Origin of the sequence: Burkholderia mayonis (assembly GCF_001523745.2) — a bacterium.
In the GTDB taxonomy this organism is placed as follows: Bacteria; Pseudomonadota; Gammaproteobacteria; order Burkholderiales; family Burkholderiaceae; genus Burkholderia; species Burkholderia mayonis.
On record NZ_CP013386.1, the window covers coordinates 1,988,800 to 2,009,701 of the forward strand.

At 67.0% G+C, this 20,902-nt stretch carries 18 protein-coding genes and 1 pseudogene; 8 read left to right on the top strand and 11 right to left on the bottom strand.

The annotated features are described in order from the left end of the window. Nucleotides 1-28 precede the first annotated feature (28 nt). From WS70_RS09790 to WS70_RS31465, 3 genes are all read left to right on the top strand, one after another. The gene (locus WS70_RS09790; RefSeq protein ID WP_059598666.1) at nucleotides 29-628 is read left to right on the top strand and encodes a penicillin acylase family protein; all 600 of its coding nucleotides are present in this window, start codon (nucleotides 29-31) and stop codon (nucleotides 626-628) included. A 223-nt stretch (nucleotides 629-851) separates the two neighbouring features. Next, complete coding sequence (locus tag WS70_RS09795) at nucleotides 852-2,519, top strand: bifunctional protein tyrosine phosphatase family protein/NAD(P)/FAD-dependent oxidoreductase (RefSeq protein ID WP_059598665.1); 1,668 nt, start codon at nucleotides 852-854, stop codon at nucleotides 2,517-2,519. Between the two features lie 259 nt (nucleotides 2,520-2,778). Beyond that, a complete protein-coding gene (locus tag WS70_RS31465; RefSeq protein ID WP_156438164.1) occupies nucleotides 2,779-3,318 on the top strand; it encodes a hypothetical protein in 540 nt (179 codons plus the stop codon). 131 nt (nucleotides 3,319-3,449) lie between these two features. On the opposite strand, the gene WS70_RS09805 is transcribed toward WS70_RS31465, so the two are convergent. The 3 genes from WS70_RS09805 to WS70_RS09815 all read right to left on the bottom strand — a co-directional run bounded on the left by WS70_RS09805 (nucleotide 3,450) and on the right by WS70_RS09815 (nucleotide 5,806). Continuing rightward, nucleotides 3,450-3,674 carry a helix-turn-helix domain-containing protein gene (locus WS70_RS09805; protein ID WP_059471637.1) on the bottom strand — a complete coding sequence of 75 codons (225 nt, stop codon included), beginning with the start codon at nucleotides 3,672-3,674 and terminating at the stop codon, nucleotides 3,450-3,452. A gap of 10 nt (nucleotides 3,675-3,684) precedes the next feature. Next, entirely contained in the window at nucleotides 3,685-4,248 is a 564-nt protein-coding gene (locus WS70_RS09810) for a DUF2975 domain-containing protein (RefSeq protein ID WP_059471638.1), read from the bottom strand. A 202-nt stretch (nucleotides 4,249-4,450) separates the two neighbouring features. After that, nucleotides 4,451-5,806, bottom strand: coding sequence for a sigma-54 interaction domain-containing protein (locus tag WS70_RS09815; protein ID WP_059598664.1), 1,356 nt, complete (start codon nucleotides 5,804-5,806; stop codon nucleotides 4,451-4,453). A 259-nt stretch (nucleotides 5,807-6,065) separates the two neighbouring features. Here WS70_RS09815 and WS70_RS09820 point away from each other — a divergent pair, with 259 nt between their 5' ends. Genes WS70_RS09820 through WS70_RS09830 form a run of 3 tightly spaced genes read left to right on the top strand, consistent with a single transcriptional unit; the run spans nucleotide 6,066 to nucleotide 9,509 of the window. Further along, nucleotides 6,066-6,941: an MBL fold metallo-hydrolase gene (locus tag WS70_RS09820; protein ID WP_059598663.1), complete on the top strand. Its 876-nt coding sequence runs from the start codon at nucleotides 6,066-6,068 to the stop codon at nucleotides 6,939-6,941. A 52-nt stretch (nucleotides 6,942-6,993) separates the two neighbouring features. Continuing rightward, nucleotides 6,994-8,664: a bifunctional protein tyrosine phosphatase family protein/NAD(P)/FAD-dependent oxidoreductase gene (locus WS70_RS09825; RefSeq protein WP_059598662.1), complete on the top strand. Its 1,671-nt coding sequence runs from the start codon at nucleotides 6,994-6,996 to the stop codon at nucleotides 8,662-8,664. 38 nt (nucleotides 8,665-8,702) lie between these two features. Then, complete coding sequence (locus WS70_RS09830) at nucleotides 8,703-9,509, top strand: sulfite exporter TauE/SafE family protein (RefSeq protein ID WP_059598661.1); 807 nt, start codon at nucleotides 8,703-8,705, stop codon at nucleotides 9,507-9,509. 244 nt (nucleotides 9,510-9,753) lie between these two features. Here the strand turns inward: WS70_RS09830 and WS70_RS09835 are convergent, their stop codons facing one another. The 4 genes from WS70_RS09835 to WS70_RS09850 form a co-directional block, all read right to left on the bottom strand. After that, complete coding sequence (locus WS70_RS09835) at nucleotides 9,754-10,572, bottom strand: ABC transporter permease subunit (protein WP_059471643.1); 819 nt, start codon at nucleotides 10,570-10,572, stop codon at nucleotides 9,754-9,756. Next, nucleotides 10,569-11,498 (bottom strand): ABC transporter permease subunit, encoded by a 930-nt coding sequence (locus tag WS70_RS09840; RefSeq protein WP_059598660.1) that lies wholly within the window; start codon nucleotides 11,496-11,498, stop codon nucleotides 10,569-10,571. The genes WS70_RS09835 and WS70_RS09840 overlap by 4 nt, the downstream gene beginning before the upstream one ends. Continuing rightward, nucleotides 11,495-12,655, bottom strand: a complete 1,161-nt coding sequence (locus WS70_RS09845) for an ABC transporter ATP-binding protein (protein ID WP_059471645.1) — start codon at nucleotides 12,653-12,655, stop codon at nucleotides 11,495-11,497. Before WS70_RS09845 ends, WS70_RS09840 begins: the two co-directional genes overlap by 4 nt. A 96-nt stretch (nucleotides 12,656-12,751) precedes the next feature. Beyond that, nucleotides 12,752-13,846: a polyamine ABC transporter substrate-binding protein gene (locus tag WS70_RS09850; protein WP_059471646.1), complete on the bottom strand. Its 1,095-nt coding sequence runs from the start codon at nucleotides 13,844-13,846 to the stop codon at nucleotides 12,752-12,754. 384 nt (nucleotides 13,847-14,230) lie between these two features. Between WS70_RS09850 and WS70_RS09855 the strand changes: the two genes are divergently transcribed. Both WS70_RS09855 and WS70_RS09860 read left to right on the top strand, forming a co-directional pair. After that, nucleotides 14,231-15,538: an Nramp family divalent metal transporter gene (locus tag WS70_RS09855; RefSeq protein WP_059471647.1), complete on the top strand. Its 1,308-nt coding sequence runs from the start codon at nucleotides 14,231-14,233 to the stop codon at nucleotides 15,536-15,538. A gap of 657 nt (nucleotides 15,539-16,195) precedes the next feature. Next, a complete protein-coding gene (locus tag WS70_RS09860) occupies nucleotides 16,196-16,399 on the top strand; it encodes a DUF1289 domain-containing protein (RefSeq protein ID WP_059471648.1) in 204 nt (67 codons plus the stop codon). Between the two features lie 128 nt (nucleotides 16,400-16,527). Here WS70_RS09860 and WS70_RS09865 read toward each other — a convergent pair whose 3' ends face one another. From WS70_RS09865 to WS70_RS09880, 4 genes and pseudogenes are all read right to left on the bottom strand, one after another. Continuing rightward, complete coding sequence (locus WS70_RS09865) at nucleotides 16,528-17,172, bottom strand: OmpW/AlkL family protein (RefSeq protein ID WP_059471649.1); 645 nt, start codon at nucleotides 17,170-17,172, stop codon at nucleotides 16,528-16,530. A gap of 72 nt (nucleotides 17,173-17,244) precedes the next feature. Next, nucleotides 17,245-18,435, bottom strand: coding sequence for an NAD(P)H-dependent flavin oxidoreductase (locus WS70_RS09870; RefSeq protein ID WP_059598677.1), 1,191 nt, complete (start codon nucleotides 18,433-18,435; stop codon nucleotides 17,245-17,247). A gap of 154 nt (nucleotides 18,436-18,589) precedes the next feature. Continuing rightward, nucleotides 18,590-20,026 carry an aldehyde dehydrogenase family protein gene (locus WS70_RS09875; RefSeq protein WP_059471650.1) on the bottom strand — a complete coding sequence of 479 codons (1,437 nt, stop codon included), beginning with the start codon at nucleotides 20,024-20,026 and terminating at the stop codon, nucleotides 18,590-18,592. 236 nt (nucleotides 20,027-20,262) lie between these two features. Next, nucleotides 20,263-20,703: pseudogene (locus tag WS70_RS09880) on the bottom strand (ATP-binding protein); the annotation flags it as partial. Nucleotides 20,704-20,902: the final 199 nt, after the last annotated feature.

Consider the following 20,902-nt stretch of genomic DNA (forward strand, 5'->3'; position numbering starts at 1 on the left):
GCCCTCGCTCGACCGTTATCACCGCACGTTGCGGCTCGATCACTACGCGGCCGCATCGGTGCGGCTCGTCGGGACCGAAGACAACATGCTTCTCTCGGCTTTCGGCGACGGTGTGAACGCCGCCATCGCGCAACTCGCGTGGGTTCCTGTCTGCTGCCCGGTCGAATTCGGCCTGCTCGGCTACTCGCCCGAGCCATGGCAGCCGGTCGACACGTTCGCAGTCTTGAAGCTGATGGCGCTACAACTCGGCATGAACGCGAAATACAAAGCGCTCATGCACGAACTCGGCCGCGCGTTCTCCGCCGACGCGGTCGACACGCTAGGCGCCCGGGCGACGGCGCATGACTACGCCACCCTGACAGGCGCCGCGCTCGCGCGCGATGCGATCGACGTGCCGATCCGCGCGTTCGGGCAGCCGCTCGATTTGAGCGGACTGCCGCCCGTGCTCGGACAGGCGGGCGCGCCGGGATCGAAGCGCGTCGCTGCCGTGCGGCGCGTCTTCGCAGCAGCGCACCCGCCGCCGCGGACACGCGGGGCAAACGCCGCGCAGGCAATTCCATCCCCGTTTTTGCAATGCCCCAGCCTGCGCGCCACGGCGACCGAACGCACCGTCATCCCGCAAATTTGATCTACTTCAAGAAAATACGATTGCGCTTCGTTACGATCGACTTGGGAATCTTCGATGTCCGCCACTGAGTCCGAAGGTTCCACGCAAGCATCTTCGATCTCGCGACCAGCATGGGACGGTCGAGTTTCCCGACGCGAAGGACATGCATGCGCTACCTTGCGATCGCGCTCGCCGCAATCCGCGCGCGCATCGCCTCGCGTCAAGCGGAGAAACGGAGATGACCATGAAGATCAACAAGCTCACGGCCGAGCTGTCGGTGTCGCCGCAGATCGTCGCGGCGGACCTGCCCGCGATCCGCGACGCGGGCTTCCGGACGATCGTCTGCAACCAAGCGGACGGCGAAAGCGCGGACCAGCCGACCGTCGCCGAAATCGCCGCGGCGGCGGCGCGCGTCGGCATCGCGGTCCATTATCTGCCCGTCGAAGCCGGCAACATCAACGATGAGCAAAGCGCCGCGTTCCGCGCGCTCGTCGCGACGCTCGACACACCCGTGCTCGCATACTGCCGCACCGGCATCCGCTCGGCGACGCTCTGGGCGCTGTCGCAGGCGGGCGACCGACCGCTGCGGGACATCGTCGCCGCGGGCGAAGCGGCCGGCTACGATCTGTCAGGCGTCGCGCGCCGCATCGCGCAACGCGGCCGGACGGCGTCGGACGCGGCCGTCGCAAGCCACGACGTCGTGATCGTCGGCGCCGGCGCGGCGGGCCTCGCGGTCGCGTCGAGCCTGCTCGCGCGCGATCCGACGCTCGATGTCGCGGTGATCGATCCGGCCGACGCCCATTACTACCAGCCCGGCTGGACGATGGTCGGCGCGGGCGTATTCCAGCCGCAGGCCACCGCCCGGCAGATGGCCGCCGTACTGCCGCGCGGCGTGCACTGGATCAAGGCCGGCGTCGCCGCGTTCGAGCCGTTGAACAACGCCGTGCTGCTCGAAGCGTGCCGCGTCGTGCGCTATAAGCAGCTCGTCGTCTGCCCGGGCTTGAAGCTCGACTGGCACGCGATCGACGGCCTGCCCGAGACGCTCGGCAAGAACGGCGTCACGTCGAACTATCGCTACGATCTCGCGCCGTACACGTGGCAGCTCGTGCGCGAATTCGGCGGCCGCCGCGCGCTCTTCACGCAGCCGCCGCCGCCGATCAAGTGCGTAGGCGCCCCGCAAAAGGCGATGTATCTGTCGGCCGACCATTGGCAGCGCACGAGGCAGCTCGACAACGTCGAGGTCGCGTTCTACTCGGCCTCGCCGACGCTCTTCAGCGTGCCGGCCTATGTGCCCGCGCTGATGGAATACGTGAAGCGCTACGGCATCGCGCTGAACTTCAGCCACAACCTGATCGCGATCGACGGCCTGGGCAAGCGTGCGGCGTTCCAGCGCACGCGCGACGACGGCTCGAACGAGATCGTCACGCGCGCATTCGACATGATCCACGTCGTGCCGCCGCAGAAGGCGCCCGATTTCGTTCGCGCGAGTCCGCTCGCCGATGTCGCCGGCTGGATCGACGTCGATCCCTCGACGCTGCGCCATCGCGCCTATCCGAACATCTACGCGCTCGGCGACGCCGCGAACACCCCGAATGCGAAGACCGCGGCCGCCGCGCGCAAGCAGGCGCCCGTCGTCGCGCACAACGTGCTCGCCGCACTCGGCGGCGCGCACGGCGAGGCGGCGTACGACGGCTACGGTGCGTGCCCGCTGACCGTCGAGCGCGGCAAGATCGTGCTCGCCGAGTTCAGGTATGGGGGCAGGCTCGCGCCGACCTTTCCCGCCTGGCTCATCGACGGCACGCAGCCGTCGCGGCTCGCGTGGCTGCTGAAGGAGCGGCTGTTGCCGCCGCTCTACTGGCAGGCGACGCTCAAGGGGCGGGAGTGGCTCGCGCTGCCGGAGATCGTCGGCTGATCGCCGCGGCGCGAGACGCTTTGCTTGGTCGAGGGGCCGGGTGCGAAATGCGGACGCGCGACGCAAGCAGGCAGCACGTCGGCGCATACGGCCCAGGCCGATCGCGCCAATTCGTTCGGCGATTCATTCGCCGGTTCGTCCCGCAATTCGTCGCGTCGAGCCGAAGCCGCGCTCATCGCCCGACAATCGACCGCGTCACCACTTGCAGCCGTCATCCCTGACGGCGTCGATCGCGAGCGCCGGAATCGCGAGCAGGCCCATGCCCGAATACGCGTTCCGGCAATCGGCACGGCTCGCTTTCGACATCTCGCGCGCAAGGGTCGATGCCGCCGTCGCTTTCCGTGGCAGCGCGAGGCCGGACGATGCCCCTGTCGCCCCAACCGCCGCGTCCGCCGATCCTCGCCCGATCGACCGAATCGATCCGACCGAGTCCAGATCCGCCCGCCAGTCGGCGCCGGGAGCCGTTGTGACCGGCGTCGGGGCCGGCTTTCGTTGCGCGTCGTTCGCCTCGGCGTCCGCTCGCACCGGTTCGTGGCGCGTGTCGCCGGCGCCGCGACGCGGCTGCGAACGACCGCCGTCGCGCGCGGCCGCCCGCGCGCCGCGCATCGATGCGGCGTGCGCCGGTGTGCGCCGCGCCGAAAGCGACGGCTGCGGCAACGGCGGCGGCAACCTCGGGATCAGCCTGACGATCAGCGCTCGCCTTCCCGGCTTCGGCACATCGATTGTCGATGCATCGCGCATCGATGCGTCCGCCGCCGACGGCGGCCGGCGTTCGAGCGCGAGCCAGGCCAGCACGTGAATCGACGTCGCGATCGCGAGCGCGAGCACGCCGCCACCCAATTGCCGATACCGCCGCCGATGCCGCCCAGCACCGACGGCCCCCGCGCCATCTGCGCGCATCACGCTGGTTCCCGCCACCGGCCTGCCGCCTCAACCCGCATCGGCGCCTGGCGCGTCGCTGAATTCCAGCAGATCGCCGGGCTGGCAATCGAGATGGCGGCAGATCGCCTCGAGCGTCGCGAAGCGGATGCCCTTGACCTTCCCTTGCTTGAGGAGCGACAGATTCTGCTCGGTGATGCCGACGGCCGCGGCGAGATCCTTCGAGCGAACCTTGCGGATCGCGAGCATCACGTCGAGCTTGACGATGATCGGCATGGCGCGCGCCTCAGACGAATTGCCGGTGCTCGGCGTCGAGCTCGCTCGCCTGCCGCAGGATGTGCGCGATGACCGCGATGCAGGCGGCCGTAAACAGCGCGACGACGTATGGCAAGCCGAAGCTCAGCGTGACGACGCGATGCCCGACGGGCTCACGCATCGTCGCCCACACGCTCAGGAGCGGCTCGCACAGTACGCTCAGCACGACCCAGACGCCGACCGCACGCCCCATCTTGCCGAGATGACGGGCGGCTTCGGCCGAGAAGTAATCGCGGCGGGCGTAGGTCCGAAACAGCTGGCGCAGGTGGCGCAAGCCGCTCGCGAGCGCGAAGAGCGGCACGCTCGACAGCACGATGCCGCCCGCCTTCTGCCACCACGGAAACGCGGCGACGTCGACGCCGAGCCCGGAGATCAGCGAATCGGTGAGACCGAACTCGAGGCCCGCGCCGGGCTTGACTGCGTTCAACGACGGATAGGCCCAGCACGCGGCGTTGAGCAGCATCATCGCGGTGATGAACCAGAGCGTGACGGTAGCCATCCGCTGGCTGAGACGGGCGACGCGATCGGAGTGCATGGGAATTCCTCGACGAATGAGATAATGCTCCAGATTGTAGGTCGATTTTTATCGTAAAACAATAATTAATGATTGTATAAATTTTATTATTTGTCACAAAACGTGCATCGAACGACGCGTATTCGAACCTCGCCGGAAAGCACCGCGCGCAACCGGCATGCGCCCGGCGCAAGCCGCCATGCCGGCTCGCCGTCCGACCGATTCACGCGTCCCGCGTCGCGATCCCGAGCGCGCGCAGTCGCCGGTACAGCGTGCGCTCGCTCATCCCGACATGCCCGGCGAGCGAGCGCCGCGTGCCCTCGAACGCAAGTGCGATGCGCGCGAGCTCGTCGTCGGACAGCTTCGCCGACGGATCGGGCCGCCCCGGCGCGCCGCCCGCGTGCGCGACTTCGTCGGGCAGATGCTCGACGCGGATCACGCCGTCGTCCGCGAACAGGCACGCGCGGTCGAGCACGTTGCGTAGCTCGCGGATGTTGCCCGGCCACGCGTACGCTTCGAGCCGCGCGAGCGCATCCGGCGCGACCGCGAAGCGCTGTCCGGCGGCGGGCCCTTGCGCGGCGATCCGGCGCAGGATCGAATCGACGAGGAGCGGCATGTCGCCCGGCCGCTCGCGCACGGCCGGCAGACGGATCGGATACGCGCTGATCCGGTAGTACAGATCCTGCCGGAACCGGCCGTCGCCGATCATCTCCTTGAGCGGCTTGTGGGTCGCCGCGACGAGCCGGAAATCCGCGCGCAGCACCTCGACGCCGCCCACCCGCCGGAACGTCCCCGATTCGATGAGCCGCAGCAGCTTCACCTGCATCGGCGGCGGCACGTCGCCGATCTCGTCGAGGAACAGCGTGCCGCCCTGCGCGGTTTCGACGAGACCCGGCTTGCGCGCGGTCGCGCCGGTGAACGCGCCCTTCTCGTAGCCGAACAGCTCGCTTTCGAACAGCGTCTCGGCGATTCCCGAGCAATCGACGACGACGAACGGCCCCATCGCGCGCGCGCTCGCCTCGTGCAGCGCGCGGGCAAACAGCTCCTTGCCGGTGCCCGATTCGCCGAGCAGCAGCACGGGCAGCATCGACGGCGCGACGCGCTGCAACGCGGACAACGCCGCGTTGAATGCATCCGAGCCGCCGACGAGCCCTTCGCCGCTCGGCTTCGCCGACGCGCTGCGCACGGTCGTCAGGCGCTCGACGTATGCGATCACCTCGCCTTGCGCGTCGAAGATCGGCCGCAGTTCGACGTCGACGTGCTCCGGCCCGCGCGGCGTGTGATGGATGTGCAGCACGCGGTTGAGGCTGCGCGATTCGGTCGCCTGCTTCATCGGGCAATGCTCGCCAGCCTGGTCGCACGGCACGTCGTAGTGATGCGAGACCTGATAGCAGCGCCGCCCGACGTGCGCTTCGCCGGCGACGCCGAACTGCCGCTGATACGCAGTGTTCGCGGCGAGAATCCGGTAGGACGGGTCGAGCACGATCATCGGCTGCGGGTCCTGCTCGAGGTACGAGACGAGCGCGCCCACGTCGGGCGGCGAAACGGGGACGATCGGGATGACGTCGCGCTGATCCATGGTTGGGCTCCGGCTGCGCGGCCCGCGGCCGCGTCGACCGCCAATTCTGCCATCGGACTGCCAATCGTGGCAGAGAACCTGCACGAAAACCGCTTCGACTGCGTCGCGCATCGCGCGACGTCGACGCAAAAACACGATATGAATCAAGTCCCTGCACCCGGCGATCGGCGATGCTGTCTGCTTGGCACGGTTCTTGTTCAATCGATCGCCATATCGATGAATCGGACCCAGGAGGAACTTCGTGACAACAGCGTCCAAGATGACCGTCGAAGGCTTTTTCGACCCGGCGACGTGCACCCTCAGCTACCTGCTGCTCGATGGCGGCAGCGGCGAATGCGCGCTGATCGACAGCGTGCTCGACTACGACCCGAAATCCGGCCGCACGCGCACCGCGAGCGCGGACCAGCTGATCGCGCGCGTGAACGCCCTCGGCGCGCGCGTGCGCTGGCTCCTCGAGACGCACGTGCACGCCGATCATCTGTCGGCCGCGCCCTATCTGAAATCGCACGTCGGCGGCGAGATCGCGATCGGCCGCCACGTGACGCGCGTGCAGGACGTGTTCGGCGCGCTGTTCAACGCGGGGCCTGCGTTCGCACGCGACGGCAGCCAGTTCGATCGGCTCCTCGACGACGGCGACACGCTCGCGCTCGGTTCGCTGTCGATCCGCGCGCTGCATACGCCGGGCCACACGCCCGCGTGCATGACCTACGTCGTCACCGACGGGCGCGCGGCGCGCGAGGCGGCCGCGTTCGTCGGCGATACGCTGTTCATGCCGGACTACGGCACCGCGCGCTGCGATTTCCCCGGCGGCGACGCGCGCACGCTGTACCGGTCGATCCGCAAAGTGCTGAGCCTGCCGCCCGACACGCGCCTTTTCATGTGCCACGACTACCAGCCGAACGGCCGCGCGATGCAGTACGCAAGCACCGTCGCCGACGAGCTGCGCGAGAACGTCCACATCCGGGACGGCGTCACCGAAGACGACTTCGTCGCGATGCGCACCGCGCGCGACGCGACGCTCGACATGCCGGTACTGATGCTGCCCTCGGTACAGGTCAACATGCGCGCGGGATGTCTGCCGGAGCCCGAGGACAACGGCATGCGCTACCTGAAGATCCCGCTCGACGCGCTCTGATCCGGCCCGCCTCCCCAACGACGACACGACTCACGACACGCACACGCAAACCATGGATATCCGCACGTTGACCGATACGCTGTCGGTCTCCCCCCAAATCGTCGCCGCCGATCTGCCGGCACTCGCACAGGCGGGCTTTCGCTCGATCGTCTGCAACCGGCCGGACGGCGAAGGCCCGGACCAGCCGACCGTCGCCGAGATCGAGGCCGCCGCGGAGCCGTTCGGCATCGCGGTCCGCTACCTGCCCGTCGACTCGGGCAAGGTCACCGACGCACAGGGCGAACAGTTCGGCGCGCTGCTCGGAACGCTTCCGGCGCCCGTGCTCGCTTACTGCCGCACCGGGATGCGCTCGGCGACGCTGTGGGGGCTGTCGCAAGCGGGGCTGCGGCCGCTGAACGATATCGTCGCGGCGGGCGGCGCGGCCGGCTACGATCTCGCCGCGCTCGGACGCCGCATCATGCAGCGCAGCCAGAGCACGACGACGCAGACCATCGAGTCGAGCCACGACATCGTGATCGTCGGCGCCGGCGCGGCGGGCCTCGCGGTCGCGTCGAGCCTGCTCGCGCGCGATCCGACGCTCGATGTCGCGGTGATCGATCCGGCCGACGCCCATTACTACCAGCCCGGCTGGACGATGGTCGGCGCAGGCGTGTTCCAGCCGCAGACGACCGCCCGCCGGATGGCCGCCGTGCTGCCGCGCGGCGTGCACTGGATCAAGGCCGCCGCCGCCGCGTTCGAGCCCGATACGCATACGGTCGTGCTCGACGGCTGCCGGCTCGTCCGCTACAGGCAGCTCATCGTCTGCCCGGGCTTGAAGCTCGACTGGCACGCGATCGACGGCCTGCCCGAGACGCTCGGCAAGAACGGCGTCACGTCGAACTATCGCTACGATCTCGCGCCGTACACGTGGCAGCTCGTGCGTGCGTTCGGCGGCCGCCGCGCGTTCTTCACGCAGCCGCCGATGCCGATCAAGTGCGCGGGCGCCCCGCAAAAGGCGATGTATCTGTCGGCCGACCACTGGCGGCGCACGAACCGCCTCGACCACGTCGACATCGAGTTCTTCAACGCGGGCGCGGCGCTCTTCGGCGTCGCCGACTACGTGCCCGCGTTGATGGAGTACGTGAAGCGCTACGACATCGCGCTGAACTTCGGCCACAACCTGACGGCGATCGACGGAGCGGGCAAGCGCGCGACGTTCGCGCGCACGCTGCCGGAAGGCGGCGTCGAGACGATCACGCGCGAATTCGACATGATCCACGTCGTGCCGCCGCAGAAGGCGCCCGACTTCGTCCGGGCGAGCCCGCTCGCCGACGCGGCCGGCTGGATCGACGTCGATCCGGCGACGCTCAGGCACAAGCGCCACCCGGACGTGTTCGCGCTCGGCGACGTGACGAACACGACGAACGCGAAGACCGCGGCCGCCGCGCGCAAGCAGGCGCCCGTCGTCGCGCACAACGTGCTCGCCGCGCTCGGCCGCGCGCATGGCGAGGCGACCTACGACGGCTACGGCTCATGCCCACTGACCGTCGAGCGCGGCAAGATCGTGCTCGCCGAGTTCCTGTACGGCGGCAAGGTCGCGCCGACCTTCCCCGCCTGGCTCATCGACGGCAAGCGCCCGTCGCGGCTCGCGTGGCTGCTCAAGGAGCGGCTGTTGCCGCCGCTCTACTGGCAGGCGATGCTCAAGGGTCGCGAATGGCTCGCGAAACCCGAGATTACCGGCTGATCGCCGCCCTTCGCTGACAACGTCCGGAACAACGAAGCATGCTGATTTCTCTGGTGCTTGGCAGCATCGTCGGTGCGGTGCTGGGTCTGACGGGCGCGGGCGGCGGCATTCTCGCCGTCCCCGCGCTCGTCGTCGGGATGGGCTGGCCGATGCAGCAGGCGACGCCCGTGGCGCTCGTCGCGGTCGCGGGCAGCGCGGCGCTCGGCGCGCTCGAGGGCTTCCGGCGCGGACTCGTCCGCTATCGCGCGGCGCTGCTGATGGCCGCGGCCGGCGCGCCGCTGACGACGCTCGGCGTGCGGCTCGCGCACGTGCTGCCGCAGCGCATGCTGCTCGCCCTCTTCGCGCTCGTGATGCTGATCGTCGCGGTGCGCCTGCTGCGCCAGGCGCTCGCACATGCGGCGGGAGCGCCGCGCCGCTCGCCGCTTTGCGTCGGCCACATCGATCCCGACACCGGACGCCTCGTCTGGTCGTGGCCCGCCGGCATCGCGCTAGCATCGACGGGCGCGCTGACGGGGCTGATGACGGGCCTCCTCGGCGTCGGCGGCGGCTTCGTGATCGTGCCGATGCTGCGCAAGTTCACGAACGTGACGATGCACGGAGTCGTCGCGACGTCGCTGATGGTGATCGCGCTCGTCGGCACGGGCGGCGTGATCGCGACGATGATAAGCGGCACGCCGGCGCCGCTCGACGTCACGCTGTGGTTCACCGTGACGACCGCGCTCGGGATGGCGGCCGGGCGCTGGGTGTCGCGCTTCCTGTCCGCGCGGCACGTGCAGACGGGCTTCGCCGTCGCGCTCGTGTGCGTCGCGGTCGGGCTGCTCGGGAAGGCGGCGCTCGGCGTCTGACGCGCGGCCGGCGTTCACGTGCCCGCGCCCCCTTCCAGATATGCCCGAACGACCAGCAGCCGAAACTGCTCGTCATACTTCGCCATGAAAAACGCCCCAAAGGTCGGATCGGTGTCCAACCTGTGGGGTGCAGCTCGAACGCGGGCTTTTTCCTGAACTTCGCTCAGACTGACGTGCGACCGACGTCCGACGTCTCGGCCGCCGGGCTACCCGCCGATCTCCGCGCGGCCGGCCCGCCGTCGAATCAAACGGCCTCCGCCATCCGCCGCCGCTCCTGACGCAGCATCACGTAGTTCGCGGCCACGACGCCGATCGTCACCGCGGCGATGAAAAGGGTCGCGAGCGCGTTCATCTCGGGATTGAGGCCGAGACGCACGCGCGAGAACACGACGAGCGGCAGCGTCGTCGAGCCGGGCCCGGACAGGAACGCGGACAACACCAGGTCGTCGATCGACAGCGTGAACGACAGCAGCCAGCCCGATACGAGCGCCTGCGAGATCAGCGGCAGCGTGATCGAGAAGAACACCTTGAACGGCGTCGCGCCGAGGTCGAGCGCGGCCTCCTCGAGCGACGGGTTCAGCTCGCGCACGCGCGACTGCACGATGATCGCGACGTACGAGATGCACAGCATCACGTGGCCGAGCCAGATCGTGAACATCCCGCGGCCGGCCGGCCATCCGAACCACTTGCCGAGCTCGATGAACAGCAGCAGCAGCGAGATGCCCTGGATCACCTCGGGAATCACGAGCGGCGCGTTGATCATCCCGCTGTAGAGCGCGAAGCCGCGAAAGCGGCCCATCCGCGCGAGCACGAAGCCCGCCCACGTGCCGATGAAAACCGACGCGAACGCGGTCATCACCGCGATCTTCAGTGACAGCCACGCGGCCGAGATCAACTCGTCGTCCTCGATGAGCGCCGTATACCAGCGCGTCGAGAAACCGGACCAGACAGTGACGAGCTTTGACTCGTTGAACGAGTAGACGACGAGGCTCGCGATCGGGATATACAGGAATCCGAAGCCGATCGCGAGCATCAACACCTGCAGAAAGCGATTCGGCTTCATCGACGGCGGCCCTCTTGCTCCTTCGCCTGGAAGTGCTGGAACATCGCCATCGGCACGAGGAGCAGCAGCACCATCGCGCAGGTCACGGCCGAGGCCATCGGCCAGTCCGCGTTGTTGAAGAACTCGTTCCACATGACGCGGCCGATCATCAGCGTGTTCGCGCCGCCGAGCAGTTCGGGAATCACGTACTCGCCGACGGCCGGAATGAACACGAGCAGGCAGCCCGCGATGATCCCGTTCTTCGACAGCGGCAGCGTGATCTGCACGAACGCCTTCCACGGCCTCGCGCCGAGGTCGTACGCGGCTTCGAGCAGGCGCAGGTCCATCTTCACGAGGTGCGCGTAGAGCGGCATCACGAGGAACGGCAGGTACGAATAGACCATCCCGATGTAGACGCCGATATTCGTCCGGTACAGCTCGATCGGCGTGCTGATGAGGCCCGTCCATATCAGGAAGTTGTTGAGCAGCCCGTTGTTCTTCAAGATCCCGATCCATGCGTACACGCGGATCAGGAACGACGTCCAGAACGGCAGCATCACCGCCATCATCAACATGTTCCGCGTGCCGGGGTTCGAGCGCGCGATGTAGTACGCCATCGGATAGCCGAGCAGCAGGCACAAGAGCGTCGTGACCGCCGCGACGACGACCGAATTCACGTAGGTCGCGAAGTACAGGCTATCGCTGAAGAGGAACGCGTAGTGCTGCAGGTTCAGCGTGACGTGCAGCACGCCGTCTACGAGCGACGTGAGCTCCGTGTACGGCGGAATGCCGAGCTGGAGTTCCGCGAAGCTGATCTTGACGACGAGGATGAACGGCACGAGGAAGAATAGCACGAGCCAGAAGAACGGGCCCGCGATCACGGCCGTGCGCCCGGTGAGGCCGAACCGCTTCACCGGCCACGCGAGCAGGGACGAAAGCGCGTTCATGACGTCAGCACCACGCCCGCCGCGGCGCTCCAGCGCACGTAGATCTCGTCGCCCCAGCCGGGCGAATCGAGGTCGGCGATCGCGAGGCTCGACACGTTCGCGATCACGGTCTTTCCGGAATCGAGCTTCACGTGATACAGCGAGTAGCCGCCCATGTACGCGACGTTCGTGACGACGCCGTGCCCCCAGTTGTACGTGCCGTCGGCGGGCTTGCGCGTGAGCGCGATCCGCTCCGGGCGCACCGACACCGTGACCGGCATGCCGAGCGGGCCCGTGATTCCGTGGTTCACGTAGAGGCGACACGGCAGGTCTGGCGACTCGATGAACACGTGATCGGGCTCGTCCTCGACGGTCGTGCCTTCGAACAGGTTCGTCGAGCCGATGAACTCGGCCGAGAAGCGGCAGTTCGGATATTCGTAGACTTCGTGCGGCGTGCCGATCTGCACGATCTGGCCCTCGCTCATCACGGCGAGCCGGCTCGCCATCGTCATCGCCTCTTCCTGGTCGTGCGTGACCATGATGCAGGTGACGCCGACCTTGTCGAGGATGTTGACGAGCTCGATCTGCGTGCGCTGACGGATCTGCTTGTCGAGCGCGGACATCGGCTCGTCGAGCAGCAGCAGCTTCGGCCGCTTGACGAGCGAGCGCGCGAGCGCGACCCGCTGCTGCTGGCCGCCCGAGAGCTGATGCGGCTTCCGGCTCGCGTAGCGCGCCATCTGCACGAGCTCGAGCGCGTCGCGCACGCGCTCTTTCAGCTCGGCCTTCGGCACGCCTTCCTGCTTCAGGCCGAACGCGACGTTCGCTTCGACCGTCATGTGCGGAAACAGCGCGTACGACTGGAACATCATGTTCACGGGCCGCTTGTACGGCGGCATCTGCGCGAGATCCTCGCCGTCGATCAGGATCTTGCCCGACGTGATCGTCTCGAGGCCGGCGAGCATCCGCAGCAACGTGGACTTGCCGCACCCGGAGCTGCCGAGGAGCGCGAACAGCTCGCCCTTGCGTACGGTCAGATCGACGTTGCGCACCGCGAAGGTTTCGCCGAACTTCTTGACGACGTCGATGATCTGGACAAAGTTTTCGGCGCGCTCGTCGGCGCCCGTCTGAGGCCGATAGGACGGCGCGCCTGCCACCGCCGCGCCCGACTGACTATTCATGATGTGCTGCTGTGCTCCTACGTTTGACGAACAAAGCCCCCGGGGACACCAGGGGCTTCTCAGGGTTGCCGCGATACTGCGCGCTTCGGCTTCGCGTCAGCGTCCCGACTTCAGCTCGGTCCAGAGACGCGTTTGCAGGCGCTGGATTTCAGGCGGCAGCGGCTTCAGCAGGAACAGCGTCTTCACGACGTCCGGATGCGGGTAGACGGCCGGATCGTTCGCGACGTCCGGACGCACGTACTTGCGCGCTTCCGCGTTCGCGCTCGGGTAATAGACCGCGTTCGTGATCGCCGCGTGAACCTTCGGATCCTCGATGTAGTTGATCCATTGCAACGCGGCATCCTTGTTCTTCGCATCCTTCGGAATCGCCATCACGTCGAACCACACGGGCGCGCCGCCCTTCGGAACGTAGTATTCGATCTTGTACGGCTTCTTCGCTTCGAGCGCGCGGTGCTTCGCGATCACGACGTCGCCCGACCAGCCGAACGCGAAGCAGATGTCGCCGCCGACCATGTCGTTGATGTAGCCCGAGGAGTTGAACTGCGTGATGTACGGGCGGATCTTCTTGAGCACCTGCATCGCGGCCTGGTAGTCGGCCGGGTTCGTGCTCATCGGATCCTTGCCGATGTAGTGCAGCGTCGCCGCGAACATCTGGTCCGGCGCGTCGAGCACCGACACGCCGCACGTCTTCAGCTTCGAGATGTTCTCCGGCTTGAACAGGATGTCCCAGTTGTCGAGCGGCACCTTGCCGAGGAGCTTCTGCGCCTTGTCGACGTTGTAGCCGAGGCCCGTCGTGCCGTACGCCCAGGGCACCACGTACTTGTTGCCCGGATCGGCGCCCGCGACGAGCGCCATCAGTTGCGGATCGAGATATTTGAGATTCGGCAGCTTCGACTTGTCGAGCGGGGCGAAGATGCCGGCCTGGATCTGCTTGCCCGCATAGTTGCTGGTCGGCACGACGATGTCGTAGCCCGAGTTGCCGGTCAGGAGCTTCGCCTGCAGCGTGTCGTCGCTGTCGTAGTTGTCGTAGCGAACCTTGACGCCCGATTGCTTCTCGAAGTTCGGGATCGTGTCCTTCGCAATGTAGTCCGACCAGTTATAGACGTTGAGCTGCGTATCCTTCGCCGCCGCCACCGATGCGCCCGCGCAGAGCGCAAGTGCCGTCAACCGGCCCGCCACCTTTGCCTTCATCCCGTTCTCCCTGATCGAACCGATTCGATCGCCGTCAGCCTCGCCGCCGCGGCGCGCCGTTTCGCGCCGCCCCTTGAAAACCCCGAAAGCTACCACTAATCCGGCCCCGCCACAAAAATTTCCCGCCTTTGTCGCACAAACGGAACACATTTGCACTTTTCGATTGCACGGCAGGTCACTGCGACGCAGCAGCTGGGCGCAATTTTATCGGGTTATCGCCGCGTGTCCATCCTCAAAAAAGGCCCGTGCACGACAAACGGATCATCTACCTTAAATTCAGGCAGCGCCCGTTCGTCGTTCCATATAGGAGGACGAGCCGCGTGCCCGTCCAAACATCACGCCCGCCCCGACTGTGCGCGGCGAACCATCCGTCGAACCGCCACCATGAACAGCAATCCGCTCGCTGCCCGCTCCGCGTCGTCACGCCGTCCCCCCGCCTCCGGCGGGCCGGGCGGCCGCCGCCGCTGGGCGACGTTCGTCGGTGCTGGCGCGCTCGTCGCCGTCGGCTACATGGACCCCGGCAACTGGGCTACCGCGCTCGCGGGCGGCGCGGGCTACGGCTACACGCTCCTCGGCGTCGTGATCGCCGCGAGCCTGATGGCGATGCTGCTGCAATGGCTCGCCGCGCGGATCGGCGTCGTATCCGGGCGCGACCTCGCGCAGCTATGCCGTGAGCGCTTCGACCCGCGCGTCACCGTGCTGCTGTGGATCGCCGCCGAAATCGCGATCGTCGCGTGCGACGTCGCCGAAGTCGTCGGCGCGGCGGTCGCGCTGCAGATGCTGCTCGGCGTGTCGCTGACGACAGGCGTGCTGGCGTCGGCGGTCGGCACGCTCGCGATGCTCGCGCTCGAGCGGCGAGGTCGGCGCACGCTCGAGGCGGCGATCACGTCGCTCATCTTCTTCGTCGGCCTGTGCTTCGTGATCGAAGTCGCGCTCGCGCGGCCCGACTGGCATGCGGCGCTCGCGGGCGCCGCACCGTCGCCGCAACTGCTGCGCGACGCCGGCATGCTGTGGCTCGCGGCCGGCATCCTCGGCGCGACCGTGATGCCACACAACCTCTACCTGCATTCGACGCTTGTCAAGCACCACGCGAACGCGCGCGACGAGCAGTCGATCCGGCACGCGCTCTTCGGCGTCAACCTCGATACGTTCGTATCGCTCGGATTCGCATTCGTGATCAATGCGGCGCTCCTCATCGTCGCGGCAGCCGTGTTCCATGCAAGCGGCCATCACGACGTCACCGATCTCGCCGACGCGCACCGGCTCATCGCACCCCTCGTCGGCAACCGCTGGGCGGGCCTGCTGTTCGCTGCCGCGCTGCTCGCGTGCGGGCTGTCGGCAACCGTGACGGGCACGCTTGCCGGACAGGCTGTGATGGAAGGCTTCCTGAAGCTGACGCTGCCGCGCTGGCAGCGCGCGCTCCTGACTCGCGCGCTCGCGATGGGGCCCGCGCTCGCGGCGGTCGGCCTGTTCGGGCAGCACGGATCGAACCGGTTGCTCGTCGCGAGCCAGGTCGTGCTGAGCCTGCAGTTGCCGCTCGCGATGGTTCCGCTCATCGTATTCGCGTCGAGCCGCGAGTTGATGGGCGGCTGGCGGGCCCGCGGCGTGCCGCTCGCGGCCGCGTGGGCGTGCGCCGCCGTGATCCTGCTGCTGAACGGGGCGCTCGTCTGGCAGCTCGCGACGGCGGAGTAGGCGAGCGGAACGTCGGTGACGCGCGGTTGTTCGATTTGCACTCCGTCGACGGTGATTCGGTTGAGACTTTGGTTGGAAGGTCGGCGCGATTACGGCTTCGCGTTTTGGCGGCGCGGCGCGTTTTGCGCGGGAATCGAGTGCTTCGATTCAAGCGCTCTCCAACTCGGCGCTTCGACCGAGTCGAGGGTCGAGCGCATCGATTGTCAGTACGGAATGGGCAACTCCGGATGGAGGGCGCCGGATGGATCATTCACGATTGGCCGTTCCGGATTGACGGCTCCGGCTGAGCGTCTCGATTCGCTGCTTGCATCGAGCCGCACCGTCGCCCACCCGGCAACACCGGCTGCGCAGCAACCGGGACCATCCCGGCTTCACCACTGTCGGCTGCCTGACGATCAAAGCCGGCCGGCGCGAATACCGATGCGAATCGCCACCGACTGCGAAAGCCGCGCGCCGCCCGCCAGCCGACGAGACATCGCCGCTCGACTCGCCGCTCCGCCATTCGGCAATACCGCCGCGCCCCCCTGCCCAGGCCTGCACCGCGCGACCCGACCGAGCCGGCAAAACCGCCCGCGACGGCTCCGCCGGGCGCACCGAGCACATGCTTTAACATAACGGCTTGCCGCACGCGCGGCGACCACCGAATTCAATGTTCCGATGACCTCGAATCTTCACGACAAACCCGACAGTCCTTGCATCGGCGTCTGCTCGACGCTCTTCGACGACGTCTGCAAAGGCTGCGGCCGCACGGCGCTCGAAGTCTCGAACTGGGTGTTCATGACGGACGCCGAGAAGCAGGCGATCTGGGAGCGCATCACGCGCGAAGGCACGGCGATGCGCTTTCAGTACGACAAGCTGTAAGCGCGCGGCCTGCCGCACGAGCGGCGCACACGGATTCCATCAGCATCCCGAAACGAATCGGCACAAAAAAAAGACGGCACGCATGAAGCCGTGCCGCCAACCCCAACACTTTTCGATTCTTTCGATACTTAGAACTTCATCCCGACGCCGACGCCCACGACGAGCGGATCGATGTTCAGCCGGCCAAGCGGCTGGCCGCCGAGCGTCGCATCGGTGTGCATCCAGATTTTCTTCACGTCGACGTTGACGAACAGCTTCTTCGTCACTTGCACATCGACGCCGAACTGCAGCGCGGGACCGAAGCTGTGGTTGTTGATCCCGATCCCCTCGCCGCCCGCGTGCAGCCCGTTGTTATAGAACAGCGTGTAGTTGATGCCCGCGCCGACGTACGGCCGCACCTTGCCGGCGTGATTGAAGTGGTACTGCAGCAGCAGCGTCGGCGGCAGCACACCGACGCCGCCGAGATCGCCGAGCGACGACGTAATTTGATGCCGCGACGTGCCGAGAATCAGCTCGACGCCCAGGTAGTCGCGAATCATGTAGGTGAAGTCGAGTTCGGGGACGATCGCGTTGTTCACGCCCACGTTCAGCGCCGACAGCGTATTGCTCGTGCGTTCGTCCGGCATGATGCTGATCCCGCGAACGCGCGCGATGATATCGCCTTGATTGATACCCTCCCCGGGCGAAGCCGCGTGCGACAGCGACGGAATCATCGCGAGGCCGGCTGCGCAGGCGATGGCGGTGGTGCAATTACGAATTGTTTGACGACGCATGTTAAAGACCCCCTAGGAACAGGCTTCATTCTCAAGGGATGGTTCCCTACTTATATTGATGAACATCAAGTCTCACGCAAGCGAGAATGTAGGACGGTTTGTCACAGGCTCGGGCGCGGTGCCCGTCAGCAGCAGCTCGAGCAAATCACGCACGCTGCGGATCGCCTGCCCGAACGGCAGCGACTCGCGACCACGAAAGAACAGCCCGTTCGCTACGTCGCCGCGCAGCGCCGCAGCGAGGCGCGTGTCGATGCAGAAGTGGCCGAAGCGCTCGATGCCGTCGCGCAATCCGCATACGGTCAAGCATTCGAGCGCGGACGGACAGCGCTGCTTGAGCGCGCCGATCTTCGCGCGGATGCGCGCCTCGTGCCGCAGATAGCGCTCGAGCCACGGCGTCTTCACCGCGCGTGCAGGCAGCCCCGTGACGCTCACGAACTCGACGATGTCGTCCGGCTTCGCATTCGCGAGCACGTGCTTGAAGTTCGGATGGGCGTCGCCCTCTTCGGTGACCGCGAACGGCGTGCCCACCTGCACGCCGTTCGCGCCTTCGGCGAGTGCCGCACGCACCGCTTCGTGACTGTTGATGCCGCCCGCGACGATGAGCGGAATCCGCTCGCGCTCGAGCCCGAGCGACGCGAACGTCTGCACGGTCTCTTCGATGACGCGCGCAAATTCGAAACGCGGATCGCCCATGTCGTCGAGATTCGTCACGCCGAGATGGCCGCCCGCATGCGCCGGATGCTCGATCACGATCGCATCGGGCAGGCGCCCCTTCTTCATCCACTTTCTCAGCACGAGCGCAATCCCGCGGCTGTCCGACAGGATCGGAATCAGCGCGACATCGTGCCCCTGCGTCATGTCCGGCAGATCGAGCGGCAACCCCGCGCCCATCACGATCGCGTCCGCGCCGAATTCGCATGCGATGCGCACATAGTCCGCGTGCGAGCGCACCGCCTTCATCACGTTGACGGCGACCATCCCGCGGCCCTCGCTCCATGTCTTCGCGCGCTGGATCTCGCGCGCGAGCGCTTCGAGATTCGCGGCCTCCATCGTTTCGCGATCGGGACGCCGCTTGCAGCGCTCGATCAGATCGGTGTGGTGATGGCGCAAGTCGATACTCGCGATCGTGCCGAGCGCGCCCTCGCGCGCGACGCTCCCGGCAAGCCGATGCGCGGAGATGCCGACGCCCATTCCGCCCTGCACGACGGGCAACAGCGAACGGCCGCGAATCTTGAGCGGCGGGAAAGATGTGGGACCGGTCATCGCAACCTCTCGATACGGCAGAAAGAATTCGATGATCGGCGATTGCCAGCGAAGCGTCTTGACCGTCGTCAAGAAAAACGGCACGCGTCCGCGTGGACGCATGCCGTGTCGTCACAAAAAGATGCGCGCTTGATACGCGCTTATGCATTCTTCTTTAGGCGTTCTTCGTCGGACGCAACTGCATCGATTTGTATTCCAGATATTCCTCGAGCCCGTACACGCCGTTCTCGCGGCCGATCCCCGACTGTTTGAAACCGCCGAACGGCGCAGCCATGTTCCAGGCACCGCCATTGATGTCGACCTGGCCCGTGCGAATGCGCCGCGCGACGCGCAGCGCGTGCTCGTCGCTGCCCGACCACACCGCGCCGCCGAGACCATACGGCGAATCGTTCGCGATCCGCACCGCATCGTCATCGTCGCGATACGTGATGATCGACAGCACCGGGCCGAAGATTTCCTCCTGCGCGATCGTCGCATCGGGCTTCACGCGGCCGAACACGGTCGGCTTCACGAAGAAGCCGCGCGTGACGCCCTCCGGCATGCCGAGGCCGCCCGTGACGAGCTCCATGCCTTCGTCGATGCCGCGCTGGATGTAGCCCTGCACGCGCGCTTGCTGAACCGCTGACGCGAGTGCGCCGAGCCGCGTCGCGTCATCGCGCGGGTCGCCCGCGACATACGCTTCGGCCGCCGCCTTCGCGAGCTCGCGTGCTTCGTCGTAGCGCGATTCCGGCACGAGCATCCGTGTGTGCGCGGAGCACGTCTGGCCCGCGTTCAGATAGCACGCGGATACCGTCCCCTTCACCGCGGCCGCGAAATCCGCATCGTCGAGAATCACCGACGCCGACTTGCCGCCCAGTTCGAGCGCGACGCGCTTCACGCCGGCCGCGGCCAGCTCGGCGACGCGCTTGCCCGCGCGCGTCGAGCCGGTAAACGACACCATGTCGATATCGGGATCGCTCACGAGCGCTTCGCCGACGACGGGCCCGTAGCCGCATACGAGGTTGAACACGCCGGCGGGCAGCCCGGCATCGTGAATCGCTTCGGTGAGAATGAACGCATTGAGCGGCGCGACTTCGGACGGCTTCAGCACGACCGTGCAGCCCGCCGCGAGCGCGGCCGCGACCTTCAGCGTGATCTGGTTGAGCGGATAGTTCCACGGCGTGATCGCCGCGACGACGCCGACCGGCTCGCGCACGACGAGCGAATTGCCGACCCGCTCTTCGAACGCGAACGTCTCGGCGAGCCTCGCATACGCGCCCCAGTTATAGACCGGTCCGCCGACCTGGATCGCGCGCGACAGCTTGATCGGCATGCCGACTTCGCCCGTGATCGACTGCGCGAGTTCCTCGCTGCGCGCCTTCAGGTTTTCGGTGATCTTGTACAGATAGCGGGCGCGCTCGGCGGGCGGCGTCGCGGCCCAGCCGTCGAATGCGGCGCGCGCGGCGGCGACGGCCGCCTTCGCGTCATCGGCGGAGCCCTCGGGAATACGACCGATCACGGCCTCCGTGCCGGAGTCGATCACGTCGATCGCGCCCTTGCCCGCGCTCGGGCGCCACGCGCCGCCGATGTAGAACTGTTCGTAGGTTTTCATTGCAGCCCTCTCGTCTCCCGGTCGAAATATGATCATTCTACCCAGTCGAACGCATCGGCCAACCCGGCATCCCTATTGCTTGGGATGAGAAGCGGACGTTATCCCCCATCGTTGCGGAGAACGTCGGGCGCACCGGGCGAACTACACTCGGAGAATCGCATTTCACCTAGGGACGCTCTCGCCCCGCAATAGCGTTCAGACCCATTTCGTCGAGCCGCTCGAAGCGCGCGACCGACTTTGACCGCGAAGTCGTCAATGATCAGCAGCGGCACGCGCACGAACTGCTGGAACTTGCGCCCATACAGTCCCATGGCGCGCGCTGCACGTAGCTTCTTGAGCAGATCGGTCTGCGCGACGAACAGCACGTCACGGCCCTGGCGTGCGGCGCAGTGGCCCAGCGCCTGCGCGAGGTGACTCTTGCCGACACCGGTTTGGCCAACCATCAGGATGGAGACCTTCTCGTCGATGTAGCGGCCGGTGGCTAGATCGTGGAGATGGGCGCGGTTCAGTTTGGGCAAGCGGTCGAAGTCGAAGGACTCGAGCGTCTTGCCCAGCGCGAAGCCGGCGCGGGCGAGCCGCACGCCGAGCTTCTTCTGGTCGCGTCGTGCCACTTCGTCGTGCAGCAGCATGGCGAGGAACTCGGTATAGGCAAGCTGCCCATCGATTTCTTGACGATTAGCCCTGTGCGATCGATGCGTAGCCGCTGCCGGTGTAGCTGACGAGCCGTGTTATTAGCTCACAGCGCGTTGCTCGACGAGATTGCTAAGGCCCGCGCAGACGCTACCCGCCGTTGGAGCGCAGCCGAGATAGAGGCGCAGGAACGGGGTCAACTTGAGAACGACGAGGAAGCCGCGAAGCCAGAGAGCCGCCACGACG